The organism is Caulobacter sp. DWR3-1-2 (assembly GCF_049896225.1).
GTDB lineage: Bacteria > Pseudomonadota > Alphaproteobacteria > Caulobacterales > Caulobacteraceae > Caulobacter.
Window position 1 is genome coordinate 166,051 of sequence record NZ_JAFCTW010000003.1, and the last position, 23,958, is coordinate 190,008.

General features: G+C 67.0%; 23 protein-coding genes. 14 read left to right on the forward strand and 9 right to left on the reverse strand.

Translation table 11 applies throughout. The features are described from left to right. Window positions 1-44 precede the first annotated feature (44 nt). Window positions 45-2,159, forward strand: a complete 2,115-nt coding sequence (parE, locus tag ACP696_RS05400; protein ID WP_426011928.1) for a DNA topoisomerase IV subunit B — start codon at window positions 45-47, stop codon at window positions 2,157-2,159. Window positions 2,160-2,489: 330 nt separating this feature from the next. Beyond that, complete coding sequence (locus ACP696_RS05405; RefSeq protein ID WP_426011929.1) at window positions 2,490-2,789, forward strand: UrcA family protein; 300 nt, start codon at window positions 2,490-2,492, stop codon at window positions 2,787-2,789. A 229-nt stretch (window positions 2,790-3,018) separates the two neighbouring features. Here the strand turns inward: ACP696_RS05405 and ACP696_RS05410 are convergent, their stop codons facing one another. From ACP696_RS05410 to ACP696_RS05425, 4 genes are all read right to left on the reverse strand, one after another. Then, entirely contained in the window at window positions 3,019-4,383 is a 1,365-nt protein-coding gene (locus tag ACP696_RS05410) for a serine hydrolase domain-containing protein (protein WP_426043583.1), read from the reverse strand. 124 nt (window positions 4,384-4,507) lie between these two features. Further along, a complete protein-coding gene (gene parC / locus ACP696_RS05415; protein ID WP_426011930.1) occupies window positions 4,508-6,787 on the reverse strand; it encodes a DNA topoisomerase IV subunit A in 2,280 nt (759 codons plus the stop codon). Between the two features lie 212 nt (window positions 6,788-6,999). Continuing rightward, window positions 7,000-7,731, reverse strand: a complete 732-nt coding sequence (gene recO, locus ACP696_RS05420) for a DNA repair protein RecO (protein ID WP_426011931.1) — start codon at window positions 7,729-7,731, stop codon at window positions 7,000-7,002. A gap of 13 nt (window positions 7,732-7,744) precedes the next feature. Beyond that, window positions 7,745-8,164, reverse strand: a complete 420-nt coding sequence (locus ACP696_RS05425; protein WP_426011932.1) for an NUDIX domain-containing protein — start codon at window positions 8,162-8,164, stop codon at window positions 7,745-7,747. Window positions 8,165-8,219: 55 nt separating this feature from the next. Here ACP696_RS05425 and pyrE point away from each other — a divergent pair, with 55 nt between their 5' ends. The 7 genes from pyrE to era all read left to right on the forward strand — a co-directional run bounded on the left by pyrE (window position 8,220) and on the right by era (window position 13,128). After that, window positions 8,220-8,804 carry an orotate phosphoribosyltransferase gene (pyrE, locus tag ACP696_RS05430; RefSeq protein ID WP_426011934.1) on the forward strand — a complete coding sequence of 195 codons (585 nt, stop codon included), beginning with the start codon at window positions 8,220-8,222 and terminating at the stop codon, window positions 8,802-8,804. Window positions 8,805-8,809: 5 nt separating this feature from the next. Further along, on the forward strand, window positions 8,810-9,565 hold the full coding sequence (locus ACP696_RS05435; protein ID WP_426011936.1) for a pyridoxine 5'-phosphate synthase: 756 nt from the start codon (window positions 8,810-8,812) through the stop codon (window positions 9,563-9,565). Next, window positions 9,562-9,984 carry a holo-ACP synthase gene (acpS, locus tag ACP696_RS05440; RefSeq protein ID WP_426011937.1) on the forward strand — a complete coding sequence of 141 codons (423 nt, stop codon included), beginning with the start codon at window positions 9,562-9,564 and terminating at the stop codon, window positions 9,982-9,984. Before ACP696_RS05435 ends, acpS begins: the two co-directional genes overlap by 4 nt. 165 nt (window positions 9,985-10,149) lie before the next feature. Continuing rightward, window positions 10,150-10,326, forward strand: a complete 177-nt coding sequence (locus ACP696_RS05445; protein ID WP_426011939.1) for a hypothetical protein — start codon at window positions 10,150-10,152, stop codon at window positions 10,324-10,326. Window positions 10,327-10,447: 121 nt separating this feature from the next. Continuing rightward, on the forward strand, window positions 10,448-11,296 hold the full coding sequence (gene lepB / locus ACP696_RS05450) for a signal peptidase I (protein ID WP_426011940.1): 849 nt from the start codon (window positions 10,448-10,450) through the stop codon (window positions 11,294-11,296). Further along, a complete protein-coding gene (rnc, locus tag ACP696_RS05455; RefSeq protein WP_426011942.1) occupies window positions 11,293-12,006 on the forward strand; it encodes a ribonuclease III in 714 nt (237 codons plus the stop codon). The genes lepB and rnc overlap by 4 nt, the downstream gene beginning before the upstream one ends. Before the next feature lie 168 nt (window positions 12,007-12,174). Continuing rightward, entirely contained in the window at window positions 12,175-13,128 is a 954-nt protein-coding gene (gene era / locus ACP696_RS05460) for a GTPase Era (RefSeq protein WP_426011944.1), read from the forward strand. Window positions 13,129-13,203: 75 nt separating this feature from the next. Here era and ACP696_RS05465 read toward each other — a convergent pair whose 3' ends face one another. The 3 genes from ACP696_RS05465 to folK all read right to left on the reverse strand — a co-directional run bounded on the left by ACP696_RS05465 (window position 13,204) and on the right by folK (window position 16,744). Then, complete coding sequence (locus tag ACP696_RS05465; protein ID WP_426011945.1) at window positions 13,204-15,429, reverse strand: RelA/SpoT family protein; 2,226 nt, start codon at window positions 15,427-15,429, stop codon at window positions 13,204-13,206. 113 nt (window positions 15,430-15,542) lie between these two features. Then, the gene (gene rpoZ / locus ACP696_RS05470) at window positions 15,543-15,902 is read right to left on the reverse strand and encodes a DNA-directed RNA polymerase subunit omega (RefSeq protein ID WP_426011947.1); all 360 of its coding nucleotides are present in this window, start codon (window positions 15,900-15,902) and stop codon (window positions 15,543-15,545) included. A 311-nt stretch (window positions 15,903-16,213) separates the two neighbouring features. Next, window positions 16,214-16,744, reverse strand: coding sequence for a 2-amino-4-hydroxy-6-hydroxymethyldihydropteridine diphosphokinase (gene folK / locus ACP696_RS05475; protein WP_426011948.1), 531 nt, complete (start codon window positions 16,742-16,744; stop codon window positions 16,214-16,216). 14 nt (window positions 16,745-16,758) lie between these two features. On the opposite strand from folK, the gene ACP696_RS05480 reads away from it, so the two are divergent. Beyond that, the gene (locus tag ACP696_RS05480; RefSeq protein ID WP_426011949.1) at window positions 16,759-17,376 is read left to right on the forward strand and encodes an NYN domain-containing protein; all 618 of its coding nucleotides are present in this window, start codon (window positions 16,759-16,761) and stop codon (window positions 17,374-17,376) included. Window positions 17,377-17,383: 7 nt separating this feature from the next. Next, on the forward strand, window positions 17,384-18,061 hold the full coding sequence (locus ACP696_RS05485) for a uracil-DNA glycosylase (RefSeq protein WP_426011951.1): 678 nt from the start codon (window positions 17,384-17,386) through the stop codon (window positions 18,059-18,061). Window positions 18,062-18,112: 51 nt separating this feature from the next. Here the strand turns inward: ACP696_RS05485 and glpK are convergent, their stop codons facing one another. After that, window positions 18,113-19,603 (reverse strand): glycerol kinase GlpK, encoded by a 1,491-nt coding sequence (gene glpK, locus ACP696_RS05490; RefSeq protein ID WP_426043525.1) that lies wholly within the window; start codon window positions 19,601-19,603, stop codon window positions 18,113-18,115. A 171-nt stretch (window positions 19,604-19,774) separates the two neighbouring features. On the opposite strand from glpK, the gene ACP696_RS05495 reads away from it, so the two are divergent. The 3 genes from ACP696_RS05495 to ACP696_RS05505 all read left to right on the forward strand — a co-directional run bounded on the left by ACP696_RS05495 (window position 19,775) and on the right by ACP696_RS05505 (window position 22,310). Beyond that, window positions 19,775-20,860, forward strand: coding sequence for a DUF2336 domain-containing protein (locus ACP696_RS05495; RefSeq protein ID WP_426012553.1), 1,086 nt, complete (start codon window positions 19,775-19,777; stop codon window positions 20,858-20,860). Window positions 20,861-20,915: 55 nt separating this feature from the next. Beyond that, window positions 20,916-21,698, forward strand: coding sequence for an NAD kinase (locus ACP696_RS05500; protein WP_426011954.1), 783 nt, complete (start codon window positions 20,916-20,918; stop codon window positions 21,696-21,698). 129 nt (window positions 21,699-21,827) lie between these two features. After that, window positions 21,828-22,310, forward strand: coding sequence for an Hpt domain-containing protein (locus tag ACP696_RS05505; protein WP_426011955.1), 483 nt, complete (start codon window positions 21,828-21,830; stop codon window positions 22,308-22,310). 174 nt (window positions 22,311-22,484) lie between these two features. On the opposite strand, the gene ACP696_RS05510 is transcribed toward ACP696_RS05505, so the two are convergent. Continuing rightward, complete coding sequence (locus ACP696_RS05510; RefSeq protein WP_426011957.1) at window positions 22,485-23,885, reverse strand: D-arabinono-1,4-lactone oxidase; 1,401 nt, start codon at window positions 23,883-23,885, stop codon at window positions 22,485-22,487. Window positions 23,886-23,958: the final 73 nt, after the last annotated feature.

Genomic DNA, 23,958 nt, shown 5'->3' on the forward strand with positions numbered 1-23,958 from the left:
GGCCCATACGGAGCGCTCCCGACGAATCGACGCATGTTCCCGTAATGTCCTCCAAAGACGATCCGAACCCCTCCTTCTCGCTGTTTGGCGACGACGCCCTGGCTCCCGTGCCGGCCTCGCCAGTGCCGGCCCGCGAGCCGCATCCCGAGCCCGCGCCGCGTCCCGCCGCCCCGCCGCCGCCCAGCGCGACCAAGGCTGCATCGGCGCCCAGCACCCCGCCCGCCTCCGGCAGCTACACCGCCAGCGACATCGAGGTGTTGGAAGGCCTGGAGCCCGTGCGCAAGCGGCCCGGCATGTATATCGGCGGCACCGATGAGCGGGCCCTGCACCACCTGTTCGCCGAGGTGCTGGACAATTCGATGGACGAGGCCGTGGCCGGCTTCGCCAAGACCATCGAGGTCAAGCTCGACGCCGACGGCTATCTGTCGGTCAAGGACGACGGCCGCGGCATGCCGGTCGATGATCACCCCAAGCACCCGGGCAAGTCGGCGCTGGAAGTGATCATGACGATCCTGCACGCGGGCGGAAAGTTCAGCGGCAAGGCCTATGAGACCTCCGGCGGCCTGCACGGCGTCGGCGCTTCGGTGGTCAACGCCCTGTCCGAGCGGGTCGAGGTCACCGTCTGGCGCGACGGGTTCGAGCATCTGCAGGTGTTCTCGCGCGGTAAGCCGCTGGGTCCGGTGGAGAAGATTGGCCCCAGCAAGAAGCGCGGCACCATGGTCCGCTTCATCCCCGACGAGCAGATCTTCGGCGAGGGCGTGGCTTTCAAGCCGGCCCGCCTGTACCGCATGGCCCGCTCCAAGGCCTACCTGTTCCGCGGCGTGCAGATCAAATGGTCCTGCGCCCCGGAGCGCATCCAGGACCAGACGCCGCCCGAGGCTGTCTTCCACTTCCCCAACGGCCTGGCCGACTTCCTGGCCGAGCGCACCAAGGGCCTGGAACTGGTGACGCCAGAGAGCTTCTCGGGCCGCATCGAGCGTCAGGGCGAAGCCGGCGCCGTCGAGTGGGCGATCGCCTGGACGCCGCGCGGCTTTGGCGAGCACGACGGCTTCATGCAGTCCTACTGCAACACCGTGCCGACCCCCGAGGGCGGCACCCACGAAAGCGGCCTGCGCGCGGCCCTGACGCGGGGCCTCAAGGCTTATGCCGAGCTCAAGAACGAGAAGCGCGCGGCGATCATCACCGCCGACGACGTCATAGCCCAGGCCGGGGCCCTGATCTCGGTGTTCATCAAGAACCCCGAATTCCAGGGCCAGACCAAGGAAAAACTCTCATCGTCAGAGGCTCAGCGCTTCGTCGAGACAGCCCTGCGCGATCCGTTCGACCACTGGCTGACCGGATCGCCCAAGGCCGCCCAGGCCCTGCTGGAGTTCGTCATCGACCGTGCCGAGGAGCGCCTCAAGCGCCGCAAGGACAAGGAAGTCAGCCGCGCCTCGGCGACCCGCAAGCTGCGCTTGCCCGGCAAGCTGGCCGACTGCGCGGCTGGGGCCGTTGATGGCGCCGAACTGTTCATCGTTGAGGGCGACAGCGCCGGCGGCTCGGCCAAGCAGGCCCGCAACCGCAAGAACCAGGCGATCCTGCCCCTGCGCGGCAAGATCCTCAACGTCGCCTCGGCCACGGGCGAGAAGTTTAGCGCCAACAAGGAGCTGTCGGACCTGATGCTGGCGCTCGGCGCCCAAGGCGGCAATCGCTACAAAGAGGAAGATCTGCGCTACGAGCGGATCATCATCATGACCGACGCCGACGTCGACGGCGCCCACATCGCCAGCCTGCTGATCACCTTCTTCTATCGGACCATGCCCGACCTGATCCGCCAGGGTCACCTGTTCCTGGCCCTGCCGCCGCTCTATCGTCTCAGCCACGGCGGCAAGAGCGCCTACGCCCGCGACGACGCCCACAAGGACGAGCTCCTGGCCACGATGTTCAAGGGCAAGAAGCCCGAGATCGGCCGCTTCAAGGGCCTGGGCGAGATGATGGCCTCCCAGCTCAAGGAGACCACCATGGATCCGGCGGTGCGCACGCTGGCCAAGATCACTCTCCCTCGCTCCGAGGAAGCGGTCGAGGCCCTGGTCGAGACCCTGATGGGCCGCAAGCCCGAACTGCGCTTCCGATTCATCCAGGAAAACGCCGAGTTCGCGGCCGACGACCTGGACCTCTAGACGCGTGGGCCGGGCCGACTCACGCACGCGGGCGTGAATGGTCTGTCTGCCATTTTCGGTGACGGCGGAGACGACCTATGAAGAAATCTGACATTTCAGATTAGCGCCGTTCATGTGAGCTAAGCCCTCAAATGAATTCGACTTTCCCAGCCTCGAATTCCACGTTCGCTTGATTTTTGACCGATTTGTCGACCGAATTTGCTTTTACCGGACCATTTTTAAGCAGATGACGAGCCTGTGGATTAAATCCGAGGCCAGAACCGCGTGGTTTGCCCCGGACAACACCGAGCGGCGCCCTCCAAGACGTCGCCACAGTCAGGGAAGTCACCCATGAAGCTCCTCGCCGCCTCGACCGCCGCCCTCCTCCTCCTGGCCAGCGCCGCCAGCGCCGCCGAAACCACCAGCATCGCCGTTCGCGCCAAGCTCGATCCGAGCAACCCGCAGGATCAAAAGGTGATGATGCACCGCATCGACGCCGCCGCCCTCGAAGCCTGCGGCGCTCAGCGCGGCAGCTTCGCTGAAGTGAAACGGGCCGTGGCCGCCTCGGCCTGCCACCGCGACGCCGTCGCCGGCGCCGTGGCCCAACTGAAGACCTCGCAAGCCTCGCTGGACACCGCTGGCGCCCGCTAGAGCATTTCCCGACCTGACTGCGTCAGGCCGGGAGCTCTAATCTTTTGTTTTGACGCATTTTTCTTCACGCGAACCGGAACCACTTCGCTCGAAAAATGCTCTGGCGTTGTAAATTTCCCCGCTCGAAGGGAAGGTCGGCGAAACGCCCTGGGGTTCAACCTGGGGCGTTTTGCGTTCTTCTGTTGCTGGCGGCGGCCGGCGGGCAGCGGGAAGACGGGGCCGCAGTCCTCTACTGTGTCGCGGCGTTAAGGCGCGCTTCCTTGACGGGCGGCCGCTCTAGGGCCTGGTAGACGACCGTCCGGGTTGTGGCGTCGAGGCCCGAGCCGACGCCGCCCAGCCGCTGGATCATGCCGATGAAAAACAGGTCGTTGGCCGGATCGATCCAGAACCAGGTGCCGGCGCTGCCGCCCCAGCTGATGGTGCCCGGGCCGACCGGCGCGCCGGAGGCGGCAGGGTCAACCGCCACCGCTACGTCCAGTCCATAACCCATGCCCGCGCCGAACGGGAAGGGCTTGGCGCCCGGATGCAGCACATTGGCGGTGCCGTTGGTGGTGATCTGGAAGCTGGCCGGCAGGTGGTTGAGTCGCATCAGGGCCACGGTCTCGGGCTCCAGGATCCGCACCCCGTCCAGGTCGCCGCCATTCAGGATCATCTGGGCGAAACGCGCGAAATCGCCGGCTGTGGACAGCAACCCGCCTCCGCCCGACGGCGCGGCTGGGGGCTTGCTAATGTCGCGCCAAGGACCTTCGCTGGCCGGGATCAGGCGGCCGGTGGCCGGATCGGCGTCGTAGACGGCCGCCAGCCGAGGCAGCTTCTCAGGCGGCGCCCAGAAGGCGGTGTCCTTCATGCCCAGGGGCGCGAAAATCCGCTCCTCCATGAAGACCGGCAGGCTCTGGCCCGACAGCTTCTCGACGATATAGCCCTGGATGTCGGCGGCCACGCTGTAGCGCCAGACCGTGCCCGGCTGGGCGTACATGGGCAGCATGGCCACCTTCTGGACCATGGCGTGCAAGCTGTCGGACTGCAGCACCCCGGCTCGGAAATAGGACTGGTCGGCGACGCTGCCTCGATCATCAGCGATGCCATAGGCGAAGCCCGCCGTGTGGGTCATCAGCTCCCGCATGGTCGGCGAGCGCGAGACGGGGGTCAGGATCGGCCGACCCTCGGCGTCGACGCCAGAGGCGACGCGCAGATTGGCCAGCTCGGGCACATGGAGGCTGACCGGATCGTCCAGCTTCCACTTGCCTTCCTGGTATAGGATCAGCATCGCCACGCCGGTGACCGGCTTGGTCTCCGAGCGGATGCGGAAGATCGCGTCGGCGGGCATGGCCTCGCCGGTCTCCAGGCTGCGCTTGCCGAAGGTCTTCAGCGACACGACATGGCCGTGGCGGCCCAGCAAGGTGACGCCGCCGGCGATCTGGCCCTGATCAACCAAGGCTTGCATCGTCTCGTCCAGCTTCTTGAGCTTCTGGGCGGAAAAGCCCACCGCCTCGGGGGCCTTGGCGTGCGGCAGGGGCGCGGCGACGCCGGAGGTCGCGGCGGTCAGGCCCAGCAGCGCGGCGAACGCGCCGGCGACCTTGCGCAGAAACCGCATCATGAAACCCTGTCATCCCGGACAAGCAAAGCGCAGATCCGGGACCGCCGGAAGCGCGGCGCTTTGGCCACGGTCCCGAATCTGCGCGCTACGCGCTTGTCCGGGATGACAATGAGAGGGTGCATCATTTCGGCCTAAATCGCTTGGAGGTCGGGAACCCCTTGGGTGACAGCTTGCCCCCGCCCGCCCGTCGACCGACCCACTCTTTCCATTCGGTCCAGTCGCGGCGGCGACCGGCGGTGTCGATCCAGAAGGCGCCGGCCTCGGCGTTGAACGAGATGGCGTCGCGCAGCCCGCCCTCGCGATAGGCCTGCAGCTTGACCCCTTTGCCGCGCGGCATTTCCGGCAGCTCTTCAAGCGGGAAGATCAGGATCTTGCCGTTGTCGCCGACCACCGCGATCTGGTCGCCCACGGCTTCCAGGCAGAAGGCCGCGCCGGAGGCGTCGACCGTCAGCACCTGCTTGCCGGCCTTGCGGTTGGCTAGGGCCTCTTCTTCCGGCAGCAGGAAGCCGTAGCCCTGTTTCGAGGCCATGAAGCGCTTGCGCCCGGCCTTGAACGGGAAGACGTCGATGATCTTCACCTTGTCGTCCAGCTCGATCATCATCCGCACCGGCTCACCATGGCCCCGTGCCGATGGCAGGGCCGCGCAGCCCAGAGTGAAGAACCGGCCGTCAGAGGTGAACAGCAAAAGCTTGTCGGTGGTCTCGGCCGGGACCAGGAAGCCGAGCTTGTCGCCCTCCTTGAACTTAAGCTCCGACGGGTCCTCGACCTTGCCCTTGGCGGCGCGGATCCAGCCGCGCTCCGACAGGATGACGGTGATCGGCTCGCGAACGATCATCGCTTCAAGCGCCGCCTCGGCGTCGACGACAGGAGCGTCGGCGAAGATCGAGCGACCAATGACACCCGTCGCACGGCCCGCCTTGTCCAGCGGGTGCTTGATCTTCAGAAGCACGGCGCGCACCTGGCGCAGGCCCGTGCCGACCAGGGTCCACTGCTGTTTGTCGCTGGCCAGCATGGCCAGGATGCCGTCGCGTTCTTCCACGAGCTGGGCGTGCTCGCGGCGGATCTCCATCTCCTCCAGCTTGGCCAGCTGGCGCAGGCGGGTGTTGAGGATGGCGTCGGCCTGGAGGTCGCTTAGCGCGAAGGCGGCCATCAGCTTTTGCTTGGGTTCGTCCTCGTACCGGACGATACGAATCACCTCGTCGAGATTGAGGTAGGCGATCAGCAGGCCGTCCAGGATATGCAGGCGGGCTTCGATCTTGGCCAGCCGGTTGCGCGCCCGGCGGGTCAGCACGTCGCGGCGGTGGGCCAGGAAGGCGATCAGGCACGACTTGATGCCCATCACCCCCGGCGTGCCGCGCGCGTCCAGCACATTGATATTGACCGGGAAGCGGTTTTCCAGGGCCGAGAGCTTGAACAGGCTCTCCATCAGCACTTCGGGCTCGACGTTCTTGGACTTCGGTTCCAGCACCAGCCGGATGTCCTCGGCGCTCTCGTCGCGCACGTCGCCCAGCAGGGCCGCCTTCTTGCTCTCGATCAAGTCGGCCAGTTGCTCGACCAGGTCGGACTTCTTGACCTGATACGGAATCTCGGTGACGACGATCTGGTAGGTCCCGCGACCGGTTTCCTCGCGCTCCCACTTGGCGCGGGTGCGCACGCCGCCGCGACCGGTCTCGTAGGTCTCGAGCAAGGAAGCGGCCGACTCGACGATGACGCCGCCGGTCGGAAAGTCGGGGCCCGGCACGCGTTCCAGGATCTCGGCCGTGGTCGCCTCGGGCTTGGAGAGCAGCAGCAGGCAGGCGTCGATCAACTCGGCCGGATTGTGCGGCGGGATCGAAGTGGCCATGCCCACGGCGATGCCCGACGAGCCGTTGGCCAGCAGGTTGGGGAAGCCCGACGGCAGGACCACCGGCTCCTCATCCTGGCCGTCATAGGAAGGCTTGAAATCGACCGCGTCCTCGTCGATGCCGTCCAGCAGCAGCATGGCCGCAGCGGTCATCTTACACTCGGTGTAGCGCATGGCGGCGGGGTTATCGCCGTCGATATTGCCGAAATTGCCCTGTCCGTCGATCAGCGGCACCCGCTGGGAAAAGTCCTGGGCCAGGCGCACCAGGGCGTCGTAGATCGACTGGTCGCCGTGCGGGTGGAAATTACCCATCACCTCGCCGACCACCTTAGCGCACTTGCGCGCGCCGCCCTCGGGGTTGAGGCGCATGTTGTTCATCGCGTGCAGCACGCGGCGGTGCACGGGCTTGAGGCCGTCGCGCACGTCGGGCAGGGCCCGCGAGCCGATCGTCGACAGCGCATAGGCCAGGTAGCGCTTTGACAGCGCCTCGGTCAGCGGCTCATCGAGAATGCGATCGCCGTCGCCGGGACCGCCAGGGGGAAGGACTGGTTTGTTCATCTTGAGGATTCGTTACGCGTGAAGGGCACAGTAGCAGAAGTGTAGGATGGGCTTCGAGAGTTTGGCGATGGTGGCTCACTCACTTGCCCCCACCTGGCGACTGCGTCGCCTGTCCGCTCCCATAGGGGGCGGAGTTCGCGCGATTTGAGCTCCGCCCCCTATGGGGGCGGACAGACCGCGAAGCGGTCAGGTGGGGGCACGTGAGTGAGCCACTAAAGTCGCCCCGCCTCCCCCAGCCGATCCAGCAGCCACACCCTCGCCGGCGGCAGCGGTTTGTTCAACGGGTGAAAGACGAACTGCTCGAGGAAGTGGCCGGTGATGTCGAGCCCCGCCTTGACGTCGCCCGAGGCCAGCCCGCCCTGGGCCGACAGCATGAACGGCGGCAGGGGCAGAAGCTTGTCGTGATAGGGCGCGCCCGCCGCCCGGCTGACCGCCCGACCCGTGCGCGGGCTGACATAGACCAGGTCGTCCAACGACCCCGTCGAGGCGCATTTGGACAGGTCCAGGCCAAAGCCCAGGTCCTGCAGCAGCCCCGCCTCGAACCGCACATAGACCGCCGGCCAGATCTCGGGGATGGCCAGGGCTGCGAGCATCGCCTCCATCGCGTGGAACGCTCCCGGATGCGGCTCGCGCTCGGGCAAGGCGCCGGCCGCGACCGAGGCGGCGGCGGAAAGACCCGCCAAGGCCAGGGGTTCGTCGAACAGCGACGAGGGCCCCTCGCCGATCGGCTCCAGGGTCGCGGCCCCCAGTTGGTCGGACATCCGGGCGCGATAGCGGGCGATGACTCGCGCGCCGGCCTGCAGGAACGGCTTCATCCGCCGCGAGGCCGCGCCGGCCACATGGGCGGCGAACTTGCCACGGTCCTGGGTCAGAAGCTCGACGATCGCCCCGGTCTCGCCGTGCACGCGCGCCGACAGCACAAAGGCCTCGTCTTCCCATTCCATCCGGCGCGCCTCGTTAGGTGAGAAGCTGTCTTACCGCATCCTGGGTCGCGAGGGTCAACGGGCTGGGCAGATCGTCGAGCGCGAACCACCCCCAGGCCTCAAGCGCTGCGGGTTCCTGGATCACCGGCTCGCCCACGCAGCCGTCGGCGCGGTAGGTCACCGCAACCCAGTGGGAGTCTTCGGCGATCATGTCAGTGACGCACAGCACTGGACCGGCGACGACGGTGATCCCGAGCTCTTCAAGAATCTCCCGCTCGGCGCAGGCCCGCGCGCTTTCGCCCCAGTCCAGTTTGCCGCCAGGCTGGCCCCAGTGGCCGGCTTCCGGCTGACGGCGGCGCTTGACGAGCAGGAGGCGGCTTTGGGTGTCGAGGATAGCCGCGCCGCAGCCTATGCGGGGACGAAGGGGTTCGCCGGGTGATTCCGAGCTGCTCATCAGCGCCTTCTACAGCGTTTGTAGACTCGACCCCATCCGCCTATATCCAGCCCTCATGACCAACGACGACGTCCTCGACGAATTCCGCGCCGCCGGCGCCCTGCGCGAAGGCCATTTCGTGCTGTCCAGCGGCCTGCACAGCCCGGTCTTCCTGCAGAAGAACCTGGTGTTCATGCGACCGGAGCGCTGCGAGCGCCTGTGCAAGGCGCTGGCGCAGAAGATCATCGCCACGGTGGGCCAGCCCGACGTGGCCGTTTCACCGGCTGTGGGCGGGATCATCCCCGGCTACGAGACGGCCCGCTGGCTGGACGTCGCCTCGATCTATGTCGAGCGCGAGGGCGGCAGCTTCAAGTTCCGCCGCGGCTTTCACCTGGAGCCCGGGCAGAAGGTCGTGATGGTCGAGGACATCGTCACCACCGGCCTGTCGTCGCGCGAATGCATCGCCGCGATCCAGGACGCCGGGGGCGACGTGATCGCCGCAGCCTGCATCGTCGATCGCTCGGGCGGCAAGGTCGATGTCGGCGTGCCCCTGGTGTCGCTGTGCAGCCTGGAGGTGCCGGCCTATCCGGCCGACGCCCTGCCCCCCGAACTGGCCGCCATCCCGATCGAGGACCCGGGCAGCCGGCGGCTGAGGGGCTGACGACCATGCTGCGACTCGGCGTCAATATCGATCACGTGGCCACGATCCGCAACGCGCGCGGGTCCAGCTATCCAGAGCCGGTGCGGGCTGCCGAACTGGCCCTGGCGGCCGGCGCCGACGGCATCACCGCCCACCTGCGCGAGGACCGCCGCCACATCAGCGACGCCGACATCGCCCTGCTCAACAACCTCTGCCTCAAGCGTGGCAAGCCGCTGAACTTCGAGATGGCGGTCACTGACGAGATGGTCGGCATCGCCCTGGCCGCTCGCCCCCACGCCGCCTGCCTGGTGCCCGAGCGCCGCGAGGAGGTCACCACCGAGGGCGGGCTGGACGTGGTGCGGGGTCAGAACCGCATCGCCGACGCGACCGCCCGCCTGCGCACTGTCGGGGCGCGGGTGTCACTGTTCATCGAGGCCGATCCCGCCCAGATCCAGGCCTCGGCCGACGTCGGCGCCCAGGTGGTCGAACTGCACACCGGGGCCTATTGCGACGCCGCCCGCGATGGTCACGCCGACCGCGCCGCCGCCATCCTCGAACGTCTGAAGGCCGGCGCGGTCCTGGCGCAAAGTCTCGGCCTTGAGGTCCATGCCGGCCACGGCATCGACTACGCCACCGTCAAACCGATTGCCGCCATCCCGCAGATCGCCGAACTCAACATCGGCCATTTCCTGATTGGCGAGGCGATCTTCGTTGGCCTGCCCCAGGCCATCCTGCGCATGCGGACCCTGATGGACGCCGCCCGCCTGGACGCCGCGGCATGATCATCGGCATCGGCTCGGACCTGTGCGACATCAGGCGGATCGAGAAGTCCCTCGAACGGTTCGGCGACCGCTTTACCCACAAGGTCTTCACCGAGACCGAACGCAAGCGGTCCGAGCGCAAGCCCGACCGCGCCAGCAGCTACGCCAAGCGCTTCGCCGCCAAGGAAGCCTGCGCCAAGGCCCTGGGCACAGGCCTGAAGGGCGGCGTACATTTGGCCGGCATGGGGGTGATCAACCTGCAGTCCGGCAAGCCGACCCTGGCCCTGACCGGCGGCGCGGCGGACTGCCTGGCCGAACTGACGCCGCCGGGCATGACCGCCGTGGTCCACCTGTCCCTGACCGACGATCATCCGTACGCCCAGGCCTTCGTGATCATCGAGGCGATAACGCCTCCCCCTGTGGGCGAAGTGTCGGCGTAGCCGACGGCGGGAGGAGGCAGGTAGTCACGGACAAGATCGAGCGTCCTAAAACGCCCCCCACCGGTCGCTGTGCGACCACCTCCCCCACGGGGGGAGGACTTCGGCCCTGCTCTTGCAGCTTGACCGTGAAGGCGTCTGGAACGGCGCCGTTGTGGGACGGGGCTCATGACTTTCTGGGTGGATGTCGAAACCAGGACACGCCGCAAACCGCGCGCGGCGTCTCGTGACGCGATCCAGGCGCGCAAGCCGTTGATGCCCTGGCAAAAGCGGCCTTTCGCCTGGCTGCTGGTCGGGTGGAGCGCGTTCGCCCTGATCCTGCTGGCGATCTTCGCCACAATTTGAGTCCATTTTTTCAGGTCAAGCTTGGCGGGCGGGCGCGCCATACTTGCTCCCGTCGTAAAGCCCGTCTAGCTAGGCGCGTCGGGTTCGCCCGAGGCCCATTCCGTCGAGAGCCCCTTCGCGCATGACCGACACCGCCGACACCCCGACCGCCGACGAGCCGAACGGCGCGGTCAAGGAGTTCCTGGAGATCGTCAAGACGGTCGCCTATGCCTTGGGCATCGCCCTGGTGCTGCGGGTGCTGCTGTTCCAGCCGTTCACGATCCCGTCGGCCTCGATGGAGCCCAATCTCTACCAGGGCGACTACATTATCGTGTCGAAGTACAGCTATGGCTGGTCTAAGCACTCGATCCCGTTCAGCCCGCCGCTGTTCAACGGTCGGATCCTGGGCCACACCCCGCGGCGCGGCGACATCGTGGTGTTCAAACTGCCGCGCGATATCAAGATGGACTATATCAAGCGCCTGATCGGCCTGCCTGGCGACAAGGTGCAGGTGCGCGGCGGCGTGGTCTATATCAACGGCACGGCCCTGGAGCGCACGGCGCTGCCGCCGGCCATGGTCAATACGGGCTACAACATCATCAGCGCCAGCCGCTTCGAGGAGACCAATCCCGAGGGCCGCAAATACACCACCCAGGACTACGGCCCCGACGGCGAGAGCGACAATACCGGCGTCTATATCGTACCGGAAGGCTGCTACTTCTTCATGGGCGACAACCGCGACAACAGCCTGGACAGCCGCTTCAACCCCGGGATCTCGCCGTTCAAGACCGGCTCTGGCGTCTGCAAGTGGGACTACGCCAACGACCAGTATATCGGGCTGCAGCAAGGTGTGGGCTTCGTCCCGGCCGAGAACCTGGAAGGCCGCGCCCAGCTGATTCTGCTGTCGTGGAACGCCGACGCCCATCTGTTCAAGCCTTGGACCTGGTTCACCGAGGCGCGGCCTAGCCGCTTCTTCCGCGTCCTCAAATGACAGATCGGCGCGCCGTCGCCGTCGGCGACCTGGAGCGCCGGATCGGTCACACGTTCCAGGATCGCAAGCTGCTGGAACTGGCCCTGACCCACGCCAGCGTCGGGGACGGGGCCAAGAAGGCCGGCGACAAGGTTGGCGACAACGAGGTGCTGGAGTTCATCGGCGACCGCGTGCTGGGCCTGCTCGCCGCCGAGGCCCTGGCCGAGCGCTTCCCCAAGGCCAAAGAGGGCGAATTGGCTCCGCGCCTGAACGCCCTGGTCAGTCGCGAGACCTGCGCGCGGGTGGCTCGCGCCGCCGAGATGGGCCCTGCCCTGCGCCTGTCGGCCTCGTCCAGCAAGATCGGCGGCCGCGAGACCGACTCGATCCTGGCCGGCGCCGCCGAAGCGCTGATGGCGGCCCTCTATCGCGACGGCGGACTTGAGCTCGCGCGCCGGGTGTTCCTCGACCTGTGGTCCGGCGAGTTCGACTTGGCCAACCAAGGCAAGCCCCGCGACCCCAAGACCGCCCTCCAGGAATGGGCCCAGGCCCAAGGCAAGCCCCTGCCGACCTACGCCGTCAAGGACCGCAAGGGGCCTGATCATGCGCCAGTGTTTACGGTGGCGGTGACGGTGGTGGGGCTAGACCCGGTGCTGGCCGAGGGACGCTCGCGGCAGGAGGCCGAGAAGGCTGCGGCCAAGGCGCTGCTGGAGCGCGAGGGCGCGGGGATTTAGGTCCTCCCCCTGTGGGGGAGATGGTCGCGCAGCGACCGGTGGGGGGCGTTTTAAGACGCTCGATCCTGCCCATGACCACCTGCCGATCACTCCCCCCTCCGTCGGCTTCGTCGACACCTCCCCCACAGGGGGAGGCTTTTGGTCTCCGCTGTGCTACACGCACCCGCAATGACTGAAAACACCCCCCAAAACACCCGCGCCGGTTTTGCCGCCATCATCGGCGCCCCGAACGCCGGCAAGTCCACCCTGGTCAACCGCATGGTCGGCGCCAAGGTCTCGATCGTCACCCAGAAGGTCCAGACGACGCGCTTTCCCGTGCGCGGCGTGGCCATGACTGGCCAGACCCAGATCGTGCTGGTCGACACCCCCGGCATCTTCACCCCGCGCCGCCGGCTGGACCGCGCCATGGTCCGTTCCGCCTGGAGCGGCGCCGAGGACAGCGAAGTCGTCGTCCACCTGGTCGACGTCCAGGCCGAGCTGGCCTCGCGCGAGCGCCGCGCCTCGGCCGGCGAGCACCGCTCGGTGCAGGACGTCCAGACCATTATCGAGGGCTTGAAGGCCAGCAACCGCCAGGTGATCCTGGCGCTGAACAAGATCGACGGCGTCAAGCGCGAGACCCTGCTGGCCGTCGCCCACGATCTGTTCGAGACCGGCGTCTATTCCGAGGTCTTCATGATCAGCGCCGGCACGGGCGCGGGCGTCGATGACCTGATGGCCAAGCTGGCCTCGATGATGCCGGAGGGCCCGTGGCTGTATCCGGAAGACCAGACCGCCGACCTGCCCGCCCGCCTGCTGGCCGCCGAGATCACCCGCGAGAAGATCTATCTGCGCGTTCACGAGGAGCTGCCCTACGCCGCCTCGGTGGAAACCACCGCCTTCGAGGAACGCCCGGACGGCAGCGCCCGCATCGAGCAGACCATCTACGTCGAACGCGACGGCCAGCGCGCCATCGTGCTGGGCAAGGGCGGCGAGGTGATCAAGTGGATCGGCAAGAGCTCGCGCGAGGAGCTGGAAGACATCCTGGACCGCAAGATCCACCTGTTCCTGCACGTCAAGGTCAAGGAAAACTGGGCCGAGGAACGCGGGCTGTTCAACGACATGGGGTTGGATTTCGACGTTTAAAGGGTGCTGAGCTCCCTCTCGCTTCCACTCATGATGAGTGGAGTTTGGGGGGCTCTGACCGCCTACCCGCACCCCCTACCCCCGCGTCCGGTCCACCGTCTCCACCGTCGGACACGTTCGCAAGGCGGCCGAGATGTTGGTCAGGTGCTTGGCGTCGCGCACCTCGACGTCGATATCCACGTCGAAGAAGTCGCTTTGCCGGTGGTGCATGCGCAGGTTGACGATATTGCCGCCCGCCTCGCCAATGATCGTGCAGACCTGGCCCAGCACACCTGGAGCGTTGCCGATCGTGGCGTGCAGGCGGGTCAGGGACACCGTCTCGCGCTCGGCCTCGGGGGTCCAGTTAAGGTCGCGCCAGAGATCCTCGCGGTCCTCGTACTCGGCCAGTTTTGGGCAGTCGATGGTGTGGACGTCGAGCGCCGCCCCGTCCTCGCGCAGGATGCCGACGATGCGGTCGCCTGGCACCGGGCTGCAGCAGTGGGCGAAGTGCAGCGCGACGCCCAGCGTCAGGCCGCCGCCGCGCACATAGAGTCGGGCTTCCACGCCACCCTCGATCTTACGGCGCGCAGTGGCCTCGGCGACGTCGGAGCCTTTCATGCCAGGGAAGGCGGTCTCCAGCACCTGGCTGGGCGACACCCGGCCACGGCCGACCGCGTCGAACAGGGCCTCCTCGGTGTCCAGCGCGTAACGCTCGAGGATCGGCCGCAGCGACACGTCCTTCAGCTTCTTGCCGGTCCGTTCAAACACCTGGTCCACCGAGGCCCGGCCCAGGCGCAAGAACTCTTCCTTCTCGGTTTGGCGGATATGGCGGCGGATAGCCGAGCGCGCGCGGCCGGTGACGGTGAGCGACCGCCAGTCCGGCGGGACCACGGGCTTAGAGCCGCGAATGACCTCAACCACATCGCCGTTGTTCAGGCCGGTGCGCAGAGGCTTGAGCTCGCCGTTGATCTTCACGCCGATACAGGTGTCGCCGACGCTGGTGTGGACGGCATAGGCGAAGTCCAGCGGCATGGCGCCCCTGGGCAGGCTGACCAGCTTGCCCTTGGGCGTGAAGACGAACACTTGGTCGAGGAACATCTCCAGCTTGGCGTGCTCGACCAGCTCCTCGGCGTCGCCGCCATGTTCCAGCACCTGGACAAGCTGGCGCAGGTTGGCCAGGGGATCGCGGCTACCGGCTGCCTCCATGCCTTCCAAGTCCAGGCCGTAGGACGCGTCCTTGTAGCGGAAGTGGGCCGCCACGCCCTCTTCGTTGACCCGGTCCATGGCCTCGGTGCGGATCTGCATCTCGATGCGCATGCCGCGCGGCCCCACCACGGTGGTGTGCAGCGAGCGGTAGTTGTTGCGCTTGGGCGTCGAGATGAAGTCCTTGAAGCGATCAGGCACGCTGGACCAGGCGCGGTGCACCACGCCCAGAGCGCGGTAGCAGTCTTCCTCGGAGTCGACGATGACCCGGAAGGCATAGATGTCGGACATCTGCGAGAAGCCGATCGATTTCCGCTGCAGCTTGCGCCAGATCGAATAGGGCGACTTCTCTCGACCGAACACCCGAGCGGGAATGCCGTCGCCGTCCAGCCGCGCGGCAATCTCCTGGCTGACCAGCTCCACAGCCCCGCCCTGCTGGGCCCGCAGGGTATCGAGCCGGCGGATGATCGCCGTGCGCGCCACGGGATTGGTGTGCTCGAAGCTGAGTTCCTCCAGCTCGGTGCAGATCCGGTGACAACCGATGTTGCGGGCCAGGGGCGCATAGATATCGCGCGTCTCACGGGCTATGCGCTCGCGCTTGGCCTGATTCTTGATGAAGTGCAGCGTCCGCATGTTGTGCAGACGGTCGGCCAGCTTGACCAGCAGGACGCGAACGTCCTTGGAGATGGCCAGGATGAACTTGCGCAGGTTCTCGGCCTGGCGCGAATGCTCGGCCTGCAGCTCCAGCTTGGACAGCTTGGTGACGCCGTCGACCAGCTCGGCGATCTCCTCGCCAAACAGCCTGGAGATCTCTTCCTTGGTGACCGGGGTGTCCTCGATCACGTCGTGCAGCAGGGCTGTGACGATGGTCGCGGTATCGAGCCGGTATTCAGTGAGAATGCCAGCCACCTCGATCGGGTGGGCGTAGTAGGGGTCGCCGCTAGCCCTCGTCTGCGAACCGTGCATGCGCATGGCGTAGACATAGGCGCGGTTCAGCAAGGCCTCGTCGGCGGTCGGGTCGTAGGCGTGGACGCGCTCGATCAGTTCATACTGGCGGAGGATTTTCTGGCGAGGCTTGGGAGCGGGCGTCGGCGCCGGGACGGGCTCGGCGGCGTCCACAAACGAAGACGCGCCCGCCTCCGTCCCAGGAGAGGGAGCGGCTTCGGGCGCGCGTTCGGAAGGAGCGGCGGCGGGCGCCGCTTCGAGGATAAGAGGGTCTGCGCCGTCGGGGCTCAGTACCGCTCCTCCTGACCGCCATCGCGGTCGCTCTGCAGGGCGCGAACGAGCTCGAGCTCGCTCATCTGCATGTGGGTGGGATCAGCCAGGAGGGCGAGGGTTTCGGCCTCTTCCTCGGCTTCGGTGTGCTCATCGACGCGTTGCAGTGTGCTGATCAGCTGTTCTTTGAGGCCTTCGTGATCGACCACGTCATCGGCGATCTCGCGCAGGGCGACGACAGGGTTCTTGTCGTTGTCGCGTTCGACCAGCAGCGAGGCGCCGGCCGATATGCCGCGCGCCCGATGGGCGGACAGCAGGACCAGGGCAAAGCGGTTGGGAACCTTCTCGACGCAATCTTCGACGGTGACGCGGGCCATGAATTCCTCGGGCTGAGAGCCGTAGTGATCACGAAATAGGGTGTCCAGCAGCGTTGTACAACGCCGCCTGGGTAGAGTCCCAGCTTTCGCGAGGGGGCGCTTATGCCGCGTTCGCGGGGAGAAGTCCAGCGCGCGGCGATCGAGAAACCGGTCTCTAGCACTTGGTCTGCGGATAAACGGTCTCGCCGCGCTTGAGCATGCCATGAAGGTTTCGATCTTCTTGCGACGGGCTCCATCTTCATGGAGTGGGTGCGGAAGCTCGGGCGAAACGGGTTGGGCGGACTCTTGAGCCGGCGGCAGCGCGCCGGAAACTAAGTTTTGGCAATGTCAGGCGCGGCGTCGCTTCCGACGGTCGCCGCCGCCGCCAGGTCCGCCGCCGTCCGACCGCTGACCGGATGACGCCACTCCGGCGAGATTTCCGCCAGCGGCCCCATCACGAACAGGCGCTCGTGGGCGCGCGGATGGGGCAGGACGAGGCCGACCTCGGTCACCGTTCGACCCTGGGCGATCAGGTCGAGGTCCAGGGTGCGCGGCGCGTTGGCGTCTATCCGGACGCGGCCGAAATGAGTCTCGATCCGGTGTAGCCGCGCCAGGATTTCGCTCGCAGGTAGCGGCGTCTCGACCAAGACGACGCCGTTGCGATAGGCTGGCGCCGTAGGGTCAGGCCACGCCGCCGACGCCCACCAGGAGGAGCGGCCCACGACCTTCAGATCCCCGGCCTCGATGGCCCCTATCGCGGCGTCCAGCAAGGCTTCCCGACTCGGATAGGAACCGGGCAGGCTGCAGCCCAACGCCACCACCGCCACCTCATCCAGCCATTTTTGATCAAACTGATTTTTCAAGGATTTCCGACTCAGTGACCTTTTACCCGACCGAGCGCCTGGCGCTGTTCATCGACGGGGCCAACTTCTTCTCCGCCGCCAAGGCCCTCAGCCTCGACATCGACTACCGCAAGCTGTTGGACGAGTTCCGCAAGCGCGGCATCCTGGTGCGGGCCTATTATTACACCGCCATCGCCGAGAACGAGGAATATTCCCCGATCCGGCCGTTGGTCGACTGGCTCGACTACAACGGCTTTACCCTGGTGACCAAGCCGGCCCGCGAATATACCGACAGTACGGGCCGCAAGCGCTGGCGCGGCGACATGGACGTCGAGATCGCCGTCGACATGCTGGAAATGGCCGCCACGGTCGATCACCTGGTGCTGTTTTCGGGCGACGGTGACTTCCGCGCCGTGGTCGAGGCCGTGCAGCGCAGGGGCCGCCGCGTCACCGTGGTCTCGACGATGAAGAGCCAGCCGCCGATGACCAGCGACGACCTGCGCCGCCAGGCCGACAACTTCGTGGACCTGGCCGACCTGGGGAACATCATCGGCCGGCCACAACGCGGCAATCCCCTGCCCCGCTTCGTCACAGAGCCGGCTCGCGGCGGGGCCCCAAGCCAAGACGACCGAGCCCTCGACGATGAGGACTGACCCGCCAATGGGGCAGCGCTCCAACATCGTCGGCGAGGTCGTGCCCTCGCCTGCAGAGCCGCCACGCGACTGCCCGCTGTGTCCGCGCCTTGTGGCCTATCGCCGCGAGAACCAGGCGCTCTATCCCGACTGGTTCAACGGGCCAGCCCCGTCGTTCGGCGACCATGAGGCTCAGCTGCTCGTCGTGGGCCTGGCCCCCGGTCGCAAGGGGGCCAACCGCACGGGTCGCCCGTTCACCGGCGATTTCGCCGGGGCCCTGCTCTACGAGACCATGATCAAGTACGGCTTCGCCACCGGCAAGTTCGAGGCGCGGCCTGACGACTCGCTGCGGCTGATCGGCAGCGCGGTGACCAACGCCGTCCGCTGCGCCCCGCCGGGCAACAAGCCCGAGACGTCGGAGGAGAACAACTGCCGGCCGTTCCTGGCGGCGCGGCTGGAGAAGTTTCCCCAACTGAAGGCCATCGTCACCCTGGGCGACGTCTCGCGGCGCAATCTGCTGAAGGCGCTTGGGCTGAAGGCGTCGGCGGGCATCCCGGGCCACGGCTCGGAGTTCCAGGCCGGACCCTACCGGGTGTTCAACAGCTACCACTGCTCGCGGCTGAACACGAACACCGGGCGGCTGACGACGCCGATGTTCGAAGAGTTGTTCAGGCGGGTGAAGGCGTATCTGGACGCCAATCCGTAGCGTCGCGCCAGCGGATGAGGACAGGCGCATGCGCCTGTCCTCAATCACAGCCTAGGATCGCACCCTGGGCAGCGCATCAAGCCACCGCGCATAGGCTTCTTCCCGCGCATTGACGCTCAGCGCCGGCTGCAGCAGCTCCGCCTCCGGCCGCGCCTTCACCGCCTCCTCTACAGAGCTGTAGACCCCCGAGCCGACCCCGGCGAACAAAGCCGCGCCCAGAGCCGTGGTCTCCTGGTAATTGGCCCGGTGCACGGGAATGCCGGTCAGGTCAGCCAGGCGCTGGCTGAACCAGGCGCTGCGCGCCATGCCGCCGTCGATGCGCAGCTCGGCGCCGTCGAAGGCCGAGGGGGCGTCGGCCCGCATGGCCTCGATCAGGTCGCGGCCCTGGAAGACGCAGGAATCGTAGGTCGCGGCGGCGATCTCGGCGAGGCCCGCGTCGCGGGTCAGGCCGAAGATCGCGCCCCGCGCCTCGGCGTCCCACCAGGGCGCGCCCAGGCCCGTGAAGGCCGGCACCACGACCACTGCATGATCCTGACGGGCGGTGCGCGCCAGGGCCTCAGCCCCGCGCGGGCCGTTGCGAATCCCTAGCCCTTCGTTCAGCCACTGGATCGCCGCCCCGGCCACGAAGATCGAGCCCTCCAGGGCGTAGGTCGTGCGTCCGCCTACCCGCGCGGCCACCGTGGTCAGCAGACGCGAGCCGGAGCACGGGCGCTCCTCGCCCGTATTGACCAGCATGAAGCCGCCAGTGCCGTAGGTGACCTTCATTTCGCCGGGCCGGATGCAGCCCTGGCCCATCAGCGCCGCCTGCTGGTCGCCGGCCACGCCGCGGATGGGGATGGCTCGGCCCAGGATATCGGGCGTTACTTCGCCAAAGTCGGCCGCGCAGTCGAGCACCGTCGGCAGCATGGCGCGCGGCACCTCGAACAGGGCCAGCATCGCGTCCGACCACGCCTGTTTTTCGATGTCGAACAGCAGGGTGCGCGAGGCGTTGGTGGCGTCGGTGACGTGGGACGCCTTGCCCGTCAGCCGCCAGACGACCCAGCAATCGATCGTGCCGCACAGCAGCTCGCCCGCCTCGGCCCGCCGCCGCGCGCCAGCCACGTTGTCGAGGATCCAGGCGATCTTGGTTCCCGAGAAATAGGGATCGAGCAGCAGGCCCGTTGTCGCGGTCACCGCTGGTTCGTGGCCGGCTTCCAGCAGGCGGTCGCAGACGGCGGACGTACGCCGGTCCTGCCAGACGATGGCCGGATGGATCGGCCGGCCCGTGGCCTTGTCCCAGACCACCACCGTCTCGCGCTGGTTGGTGATGCCCAGGGCGGCGATATCGACGCTGTCACGGTCGCATTTTTCGACGGTGTCGCGCAGCACGCCCACGCAGGCGGCGTAGATCTCGTCGGCGTCGTGCTCGACCCAGCCATCGCGCGGATAGGACTGCCGCAGCGGCCGGCTGGCGTCGCAGACCGGCTTGCCGTCGGTGGTGAACAGGATGGCCCGGGTGCTGGTCGTGCCCTGATCGAGCGCGAGGATCAGAGGTTGGCCCATGCGTACTGGTCTCCCTTGGATTACCATTCCTGCGGCATCGCGCCGCTATTCTTGTCGTTCCGTGGCTTCGCCTGTTTAAGCATGTTTTCATTCGCAGCCGCCAAGGTCGTCTTGGTCAAGCTTTGAAATCGAGGATGCTGGTTGGTCCAGTCCGCCCAGACCGCACAACTCCTGTCCCTGGCCCGCAGCCGCGAGCCGGCTGATCGCGAACGCCTGCTCGCCGGCATCATCGACCTGTGCGACTCCAGTCAGGCCCAGGGAAGGCCGGCCGCGCCTGACGTCCAGGTCCTGCTTGACTCCATCTTCATGACATTGGTGGTCGAGGCAGAGCGCGACATCCGCCAGCGCCTGGCCGAACGCCTGGCAGACGCCACCTGGGCGCCCTCCGCCCTGATCAACATCTTGGCCCTGGACGAGATCGAGATCGCTCGTCCGATCATCGCTCGCAGCCCGATTCTGCAGGACCGCGACCTGATCCGCCTTTTGGTCCAGGCCACCCTGGAACACCAGCTCGAGATCGCCCGACGGCCGGCCCTGTCGCCCGCCGTGGTCGAAGCGATCCTGGCCCGCGACGAATCGGCCGTGCTGACGGCGCTCGCCAACAACACTAACGCCCAGATCTCGCCCGACGGCGTCCGCCGCCTCGTCGAACGGGCGCGCGAGGTTGTCGCCCTGCGCTCGCCCCTGGCGCGCCACCCCGGCCTGTCCAGCGATCTGGCCGAACAGTTGTATCTTTGGGTCGGCCGCGCCCTGCGCGAGGCCTTGACCACCCGATTCCAGCTTGATCCCGACAAGATGGCCCAGGCCGTCGAAACCGCGTTGCGCGCCGCCCACGCCGGGGACCAGATCGAAGACGCGCCCAGCCTGGAACAGGCCGAGGATCGCGAGGCGATGGAGGCCGCCCTCATCGAAAAGCTCGACGCCGCTGGTCAGCTGCGCCCGGGCTATCTGCTGCGGGTACTGCGCGAGCGGCGCCTGCCGCTATTCCTATTCGCCCTGGCTCGTCTGGGTCAGTTCGACATTCGCCAAGTGCGGCGCGCTGTTGACAGCGACCGTCCCGAACTGCTGGCCCTGGCCTGCTCAGCCGTCGGCATCGATCGCAGCGTCTTCCCGACCATCCTCGATCACGTGCGCCAACTGAATGGCGGTCGGCCCGGCGGCGGGGCGGAAGCCGCCCGCAAGGCCAGCGGCGCCTTTGGCCCCTTCGCGCCCGACATCGCGGCCATGGCGTTCCGGCAGGCCGTCAGCGCGGCCTGAGTTCGGCATCAAACCCAGGTTTGACAACGCCTCGGCGATCTAGCCACTTGGCGCGATGTTCCAGCCCCTGCCCTTCGTGACTCGCCTGACCTTCAAGGGCAGTGATCGCCCCGAGGCCCAGGAAGCCATCGAGCGGCTGCGCGCCCGGTATGGCGACGTCGGGGACGACAGCGCCCAGGTGATCGTCGCCTTGGGCGGCGACGGCTTCATGCTGGAGACCCTGCACGACACCATGAAGGGCCAGACCCCGATCTACGGCATGAACCGCGGCTCGGTCGGCTTCCTGATGAACGAATACAGCGAGGACGCCTTGCTGGAACGGATCAACGCGGCCGAGCGGGCCGTGATCCATCCGCTGGCCATGGTCGCCATCGACTCCAATCGCAAACAGCACCGGGCCTTGGCCATCAACGAGGTGTCGCTGCTGCGCCAGACCCGCCAGACCGCCAAGCTGCGCATCAGCATCGACGGCAAGGTGCGGATGGGCGAGTTGGTCTGCGACGGCGTGCTGCTGGCCACACCCGCGGGCTCGACGGCCTACAACCTTTCCGCCCACGGTCCGATCATCCCGATCGGCGCCCAGGTGCTGGCCCTGACCCCGATCAGCGCCTTCCGCCCCCGCCGCTGGCGTGGCGCGCTTTTGCCGCAGACGGCGCGGGTGACGTTCGAAGTGCTGGAATGCGATAAGCGGCCGGTAAGCGCCGTGGCCGACAATTTTGAGGTTCGCGACGTGGTCGAGGTCCATATCACCGAGGACAGCAGCGCCAGCCTTTCCATGCTCTTCGACGCCGGTCGAAGCCTCGAGGAAAGGGTCCTGACGGAGCAGTTCTCGGCCTAGTCCGGAGAGAACCGTTGGTCAGGGCGATTTGCGAGACTGGCTCGAATTGGCCAGGGCGAAATGGGCGTCTCATCTAATGTTAACGCCTGCGATGGTAGCTTTGCCATCTACGCGATTGGGGAGGCGCCCGTGACGAACAAGCCCGCCGCAGAAGTAATTCAAGTGCCAAACATGCTTAAGCTGAAGGTGGGTGGACGCGGTGGTATCGACCTGGCGGCGATCGCCAAGGCCGAGGCGGCGCTGAAGAGCCTGTCAGGCAACTTTGCCCAATGGCTGAACGACGAGATCGTCAAGCTGGAGGCCGCGCGCCAGGATGTGCGCGCCAAGGGCCTGACCGCCGAGACCGTCGAGACCCTCTATCTTCGCGCCCATGACCTAAAGGGCCTGGGAGCCACCTACGACTTCCCGCTGATCACGCGATTGGCCGCTTCGCTGTGCAAATTGATCGACGAACCCGCCACCCGCCTTACGGCGCCGTTATTTTTGGTGGACGGCCACATCGACGCAATCAAGGCCTGCGTCCGCGGCGACATCAAGGTCGACACCCACCCGGTGGGCAAGGTCTTGGCTACGGAACTGGAAGGCCGCGTGGCCGAATACCTGGCGATCTAAAGCCATCCAGGCGCACGACCTGAAAGCCTCGGCCCATAGCCGGGGCTTTTTTCTTTTCGGGCTCGGCTCTCGATGTTCTGCGCGCCCTCGCGCCAAAGGGCGTCATGTCGAAGGTGATCGCAGGGCCGCGAAGAGTTTTCAAAGGCTCGAATGCGATGCCATGGTCAAGGTTCTCTAGAGGTCAAACAGGCCCCTCAGGTACGGATTGAGCATCCGCATCTCGGGGTCCAGCGCGGCGCGCAGCTTCAGGAAATCCTTCCAGCGGGGATACAGTCCGGCCAATTGATCGCCCGACACGCTGTGCAACTTTCCCCAATGCGGCCGTCCACCGTAGCGACGGAAGATCGGCTCGATCAGGGTGTAGAGGAAGGCGAATTCGTCCTTGTAGTAGGCGTGGACTGCGATTGAGCCTCGGGCCTCGCCCTGAAAGGGCGACAGCCAGGCGTCATCGGGGGCGATCCGCCGCGCCTCGATCGGGAAGAAGACGTCGGGCCGATGTTTCTCGATCGTCGCCACCACCTCGGCCAGAGCCTTGAGTTGAACCTCGGCCGGCAGGTGGAACTCCATCTCGTTGAAGCGCACGGGGCGATCGGTCGACAGCAGCTTCCAACCCTCGTCGATCGCCGCCTCCGGCTTGACGCCCGCCAGCAGCGCGCGGGCGGCGGCTTTGCGCAACGGGGTGGAGAAGCCAAGCAGATTACGCAGGCCCTTCAGGGCGTCAAGAAAGGCGGTATCCTGGTCGGGTCCGCGCGCCAGGGCGGGCTTGTCCGTCTCGTCATGGCTGATATTGGCGGCCAACCCCGTGAAGGGTACGGCGTAGAACTCGAAGTTGCGGTGCGTGGCCCAGCGTTCCTCGGCCTTGGCCAGGGCCTCCTCCAACGGCTCCAGCCAGACATGGCGCTCGATGCGGCGGTTGGCGATAGTCCGGATGCGCGCCTGGGTGATCACGCCCAGGCAGCCGAGCGAGACCTTGGCGGCTTGGAAGACCTCGGGGCGATGGGTCGCGTCGCAATCGATCACCTTGCCGTTCGGCGTGATGAGCCGCAGTGCCGTGACGTCGCCGTGCAGGGCCTTCAGGCGCATCCCCGTGCCATGGGTGCCGGTGGCCAGGGCGCCGGCCAGGGACTGCTTGTTGATGTCGGGCAGGTTGGCCATCGCCCGACCGTTCTTGGCCAAAGCCGAGCCCAGGGCGCCCAGGCGCGTGCCGGCCGCGACGATCGCCTCGTCGCCCTCCCAGGCCAGGATCCCCGACAGGGCGTCCAGCGACAGCAGTGTCCCGTCCGTCGGGGCCAGGGCGCTAAAGGAGTGACCCGCCCCCACCGGCCGGATTGGCGCCGTGGCGGTCTTCAGGGCCGCAGCGACCTCGGCCTCGCTCTGGGGCGCGACGCGGTCCGACGGATAGGCGTGCTGCACGCCTGACCAATTGCGCCAGAGCAGGCGGCCTTGGGCGTCAGTGGTGGCCGGAGCGGCCGGCTCAGGTTTTTCGTGGGTGGCGACCGCGTGGCCGCCGCCGACCACCGCCGCGCCCAGGCCAAAACCCCCGGCCAGCAGCGCCCCCCGTCTTGATACCTTCATGTCGCCCGCCCCCTAAAGCATTTCCCGACCTGACTGCGTCAGGCCGTGAGCTCTAATCTTCTGTTTTGACGCA